Origin of the sequence: Mesorhizobium sp. M0029 (assembly GCF_040323735.1) — a bacterium.
GTDB lineage: Bacteria > Pseudomonadota > Alphaproteobacteria > Rhizobiales > Rhizobiaceae > Mesorhizobium.
The window spans coordinates 1-4,907 of record NZ_JAMYVF010000055.1 but is presented as its reverse complement, the minus strand read 5'-3'; the positions used below and the strand labels follow the sequence as shown (position 1 = coordinate 4,907).

Here is a 4,907-nt window from a genome sequence, read left to right as displayed (position 1 = left end):
CTATACACTGGAAACCTCTTCTCGGGCGCTGCAGCTGAACAACACGCTTTCGCAGAGCGACATCCAGGCCATCGCCACGCAGAAATTGGTGAACCTGGGTCTGCAGAACGTCATTGTGACGATCGCGATCGACCCTGCCAGCGGCGGCTTCAAGATGGCGCATCTGACCGCGAGCTATGCCTTCGTCATCGCTTTCCCGTATTTCGACCAGTATCCGATAAATTACGCCACGACCGTCACGGTGCCTCTGGTTGCTAGCTAGGCGTACGACCGGCTTTCGTTGAGTTGGCGGCCCTGTATTCAGCTTCCCAAGGCAATGCGTCGAAGTCGGGCTTGTGCCCCGCTTCACGGTAGGCGGCCTGAGTGAGGAAACCTGCTTTGTCCCGCTCCACAACGCAAACAAATGGCGGAGTGCCCGGGCACCTATAAACGCCTACAGCTTTTTCCATGCAACAGGTGTGCTACGGGTGCTCGGAGATGTCGTCCTTCATTACGATGACAGAACAAGAGCGAGGACAGCAGCGGCCCGGCATCACTGAAAGGGTGCGGGTTGGTAAAATTCGTACAACTCTTTTCATTGCGGAGAGAGTTTCGGCGAGCTTATTAATGTGTCGTTTGCCATTGCCTTTTCTGGGAGGCTGCGATGGTTGCAACGCCCATAGATATCGCTCGAGCGGCCACTACGGCCACCTTGCTGATGCGCCAGAAGTCCATGGCGGAACCCGCCACATTTCGCCGGGACATGGATCAATCGCGCAGGGCCATCCGAGCCTCACGCGAGCTTCTGAAGCGCCTTGGTCAACGTCGTCGCGACGTGGCGCTAGGCTGGGAAGATGCCGACCCGTCTACTGTTGCCGTCTCCGCCTTTCAAGCCGACGTTCTCCGATGTGCATTCCGAGCCCTAGTAGGGGAAACGGGTACGCCTGAGTGTCAATGGCGCGATTTAGCCAAGGCCCTGGTGCGCGATTTCACTGGGTGCGAGCTGATCGAAACTGGCTTGGTGGATTGGATCGTCAGCAAGTAGCCGCTGCCCGCCAGCGGCCCAGCAGCGGTCTGCGGGGACTTTGCAGCGGACGCGCTGGGCCTGACCGGTGGGGCGGTGTGGTATCCGCCGGCTGGCGAACATATGCGCCTCCTGCCAACGCCAGCGAAACATCCAAACGAACGAGGCGATCTAACCGCGATCTCGCCATCCAAGGCCAACACATAGGCCGATAGCAAAGGCCTATAATCGCTGAGAGAACGAAAATGGCCGACGCCATGGTTGGGGAACCCGGGTGGGTAGGCGCCGGCCACAAGCGGAACAAGCCCGCCGCGCCACACACATGGCTGATTTGTCATCACGTGGTTATGGTGTTCGCGCAGGGCTGCACCAGCGGAACTTAGTAAACGCCGCTTGGTAAGCGATCCTCGACGCGATCGTTCATCGCCACGACGACTTGGGAAACTTGACGGCTGCAGCCTTCTGCCATGTCAAGCTCAAGTCGTTAACAGCGGCCGCCCGGTCATGAGCAGGCATGCGCCCATTCTAGCATATCGCGCTGCCGGTTTCGCAAGGCGCAGCAGCAAGGGGAGGCGACCAGAGCCGATGTGAAGGGGACTAGTCAAGCTAATATTCGCTTGCGCTAATTTAAATGTGCCGTAACGTCATGCTCAGCATTTTTGGGGAGGAGCAACGGTGGGGAGTATGATGAGAGTAGCTGTGTTTTGCGCGGCGATCGTGATCGCTGGGACTGGTGTCGCTATAGCCAAGGAGAAGAAGGTGGTGGTGAGTGACGCCACGGACCTTTGCTCTACGAAGCACTCTGCCAAGAAGCAGGTGCTCGAACTGGACTGCAGGCCGACCGGAACCGCCAAATTGCCGGCCGATGGAACGCCGGAAAAGCCGCGCCTCGGATACGACACCGATCCGTGGCTGGTTAAAGGCCTTTAGAGACTAGCCGCTGGCAATACAGCGCAGCTAAGGGGAATGTGCGCTGGCGGTGAAGCCTTCTTTGTTCTCTCATCGGTGGAACATTGTCGCCTGGAAACGCTTCGGACGGTGCACTGCCCCATCAGTGCAACGTTCCCTTCCTTGTTTGCACTGGCCGGCTGCCGAAAGGTGGCCGGCTTTTTTGTATATAACCGCGACCTGATGTTTGGGATTGTTGATGGACAGCCGCGAGTGGCCGCTGCTGGCCTAGCGTCTAGGATTGGAATATGTAGAGGCGAGATCACCAAGGCAGGGATGACCAGACTAAACAGCGGTTTCGTCTTTTAGCCGCGACGCCGGCGATAATTGAATTCAGAAGGGCGTCGGCCCGGCTGCACAGCTGGGCCAAGGCTGGAAAGAGTTCCGCTCCCGCCCAGCACGATACGCATCGCACCTGGGCGCAAGCGGTACCAATGGCTCGCCTATTCCGCCGCGCCTTTTCGGCAGGAAACCCTCGGCCTCATCACAATGGAGGGCGACATTCGCAGCGCCCTATGGAACCATCCAGAGTGACATAGGCTGTTTCATGGAACTTCCTGATGACATCAGGAGGCCTGTTAAGCATGCCAGTTGTTCGCGCTCGTAGCTCAGATGCAGGTTGGAGCTCTGCCTAGTGCGCCAGTATCGGAAGCGAGAACTAGGAACCGGGAGTGCTGCGGATAGATTGCCGCAGTCGAGCTTTTATCAGAGCATGGCAAGGGCTGCCTTTCTCTCCACGTTGGCGGTCGTCCTGTTGCTCGCGCTATTGCCAGACCACTTGCTGCACGCGTTGGCCTTTACGTCTCATCACGACAAGCTCAACCACGCCGCCGCGTTCGCCACCTTGTCGGCTTTGGGTAGCCTCGGCTGGCCCCAACAGGTGGTCCGGCTGGCGGTTCTACTTGCTTTTACGGGCGCAGCGATCGAAATCCTTCAAAGCGTCACAGGGCGTGACATGAGTGTCTTCGACTGGTTTGCCGACTGCGCCGGAATGGCATACGGGCTGAGAACCATGAGCTGGGTGAACGAGATTCTGGGCGAACCGGTTATTTGATCGCCACAGCTCCGCCTTACCGCCGCCGTCTTGGCCCACTTGCCAGCCTCACGCCCGCGGCCGCCTTCGAACCCTCGCTATTTTTAATTTCCGACGCAAAGGCCGATGGGTTTCAGGGCCGCTCACCATTTAGACTTAGGTCCGATTCTTTCCCGCAAATGGCCGAATCCGGAAACATTTCTCCTTCTACTTTGTTGCAGTGGCCGTGCCGCTGAGGAGAACATGCACAGTGCCTCTATCAAATGAACTGCGCGACGTACCTTTAGAATTCCAATGCCCCTCCTGTTCACGCCCTATGGTGAGAAGGGGATCCTGGCTGAAAACGATTGCCGGTTTCAAATGCGATAGTTGCAGGTCCAGAGTGCGGATCGGCTACGAAGAGAAGCTGGCCATATTCGACCGGCACCTTAAGCGAGGCGCGCCGGATCTGGGCCGACGACCAATGGAGTGCGATCCCGGCAACGGTTCCTGAGAGTGTGTCGGCAATTCAAGCTCCAACTGCTTGCGGTCTGCCGCAAGTCCAAGCTTTCATCTGGTCGCAGGGTCAGGCGGCTCTTTCGTCCGCACGGAACCGATGATGGCGAGAGGTTTCGATGCGTCGGAGCACCGAGCAGGTCTACACGTTTTTCGTAGCGACCACCAATCTCTAGCTGACCACTTCAACGCTTTGACGAGGTGCGAGCAACTTGATTTTCAATAGTCTTTTTCGGGCCAACATGCGCGCCGCCTCTGCGATGCGGCCTCCGTAAGCATCGGCGACGAATGATAGCGTCGACAGGTCAATAATGAGGTCGTCGATCGCGCCCGCCAAGACACTGGACCCGCGCCCAAATTGATGCACCAGCGCCCGCACTTCCTTAAGTGCCGTCGAGGCTTCACCCGCATCCAGCAGCGCCTCGATGTCATCGAAAATCTGCATCCCGACCCTCCCGCTTGAAAACGATGGCAATTTCGCGCGAAAAGAAAGCGCCTGCCAAGGTGCTCGCGCACGAAGGCGGCTATTCAGACAACAAGAAAGCCCTGGTGGACCCACGATGAAGGGCGTCCATGGAGGGCGTTCAGCGAGACGCAACCGAGATCCGGCGCGACATTAAACGACAGCGATGCTTGAGCCGCGCTCTCTTACGAGCAATCCGAGCAGCGCCCAGCCGCCAGCCGATCGAAGATGTACGCCAAGACCGACAAGCTGGTGCAGCGTTTTGCCAAGGCTGAAGACGCGGTGAATCGCTCAGCGAAGACATGACCGGGGTGAAGGCGGCCACTGCCGAGGTGACCCGGTGGAAGTTGATGGGCCTCGGCGCATTCGGCTCACTGCATCGCAGCGGCGGCGCTCGCGTCGCTAGTTACGCCCTATTGGTCCTATCTGGCGCGTGCTGCGTGGCGGATCACGAGTTCTATCCGTGCTGCTAAGTCAGCAGAATTCCACACCACCTCCGGATAGGCCGTCTAGATCCGGTAACCGCACATTCTTGAGCACATTGTACGATTGTTACGCAAAGCAGCGGCCGCATCGACTCTCATCATCTTGGAACTACATTGCCACAATGGCACAGCTCTTTGAATCCGCCCCAGTGAGCGCTTCATTTCAGATGATCGTGGACCACTATGAGACAGCGGTTTCACTCCAGGAGCGCATTGTGACTCGCGCTCGACAAGTCGGCTTGTCAACGAAAAGCGATGACGAATTCCTGGAGTATCTGAATGCCGTCTTAGCGCGGGCGCGCCAAAGCTTGGCTCGCGCTGATCAACGCAGTTGTTAATAAATGGGACATCCGCGGCCCGCAGGCATACAGTGTGCTATCGACGGCAACTCTAAGGGCGTCCGTCGGCTGTGAGCGATCAACATGCTTCCGCCCCAATAGGGAGAGGGAGCTATGACAGACTCCAGTTCACGAACTCACA

The 4,907-nt window shown here is 58.0% G+C and carries 5 protein-coding genes and 1 pseudogene; 5 read left to right on the top strand and 1 reads right to left on the bottom strand.

Annotation, left to right across the window (positions count from 1 at the left end; translation table 11 throughout):
- From NKJ76_RS32200 to NKJ76_RS32185, 4 genes and pseudogenes are all read left to right on the top strand, one after another.
- Positions 1-262: pseudogene (locus tag NKJ76_RS32200) on the top strand (TadE/TadG family type IV pilus assembly protein); the annotation flags it as partial.
- Positions 263-643: 381 nt separating this feature from the next.
- Entirely contained in the window at positions 644-1,024 is a 381-nt protein-coding gene (locus tag NKJ76_RS32195; RefSeq protein WP_023690706.1) for a hypothetical protein, read from the top strand.
- A 663-nt stretch (positions 1,025-1,687) separates the two neighbouring features.
- Positions 1,688-1,933 carry a hypothetical protein gene (locus NKJ76_RS32190; protein WP_023673947.1) on the top strand — a complete coding sequence of 82 codons (246 nt, stop codon included), beginning with the start codon at positions 1,688-1,690 and terminating at the stop codon, positions 1,931-1,933.
- 703 nt (positions 1,934-2,636) lie between these two features.
- Positions 2,637-3,005: a VanZ family protein gene (locus NKJ76_RS32185; RefSeq protein WP_245261975.1), complete on the top strand. Its 369-nt coding sequence runs from the start codon at positions 2,637-2,639 to the stop codon at positions 3,003-3,005.
- Between the two features lie 646 nt (positions 3,006-3,651).
- On the opposite strand, the gene NKJ76_RS32180 is transcribed toward NKJ76_RS32185, so the two are convergent.
- Positions 3,652-3,924 carry a hypothetical protein gene (locus NKJ76_RS32180; RefSeq protein WP_023690703.1) on the bottom strand — a complete coding sequence of 91 codons (273 nt, stop codon included), beginning with the start codon at positions 3,922-3,924 and terminating at the stop codon, positions 3,652-3,654.
- Between the two features lie 320 nt (positions 3,925-4,244).
- Between NKJ76_RS32180 and NKJ76_RS32175 the strand changes: the two genes are divergently transcribed.
- Positions 4,245-4,415: a DUF1515 family protein gene (locus NKJ76_RS32175; RefSeq protein WP_023673960.1), complete on the top strand. Its 171-nt coding sequence runs from the start codon at positions 4,245-4,247 to the stop codon at positions 4,413-4,415.
- Positions 4,416-4,907: the final 492 nt, after the last annotated feature.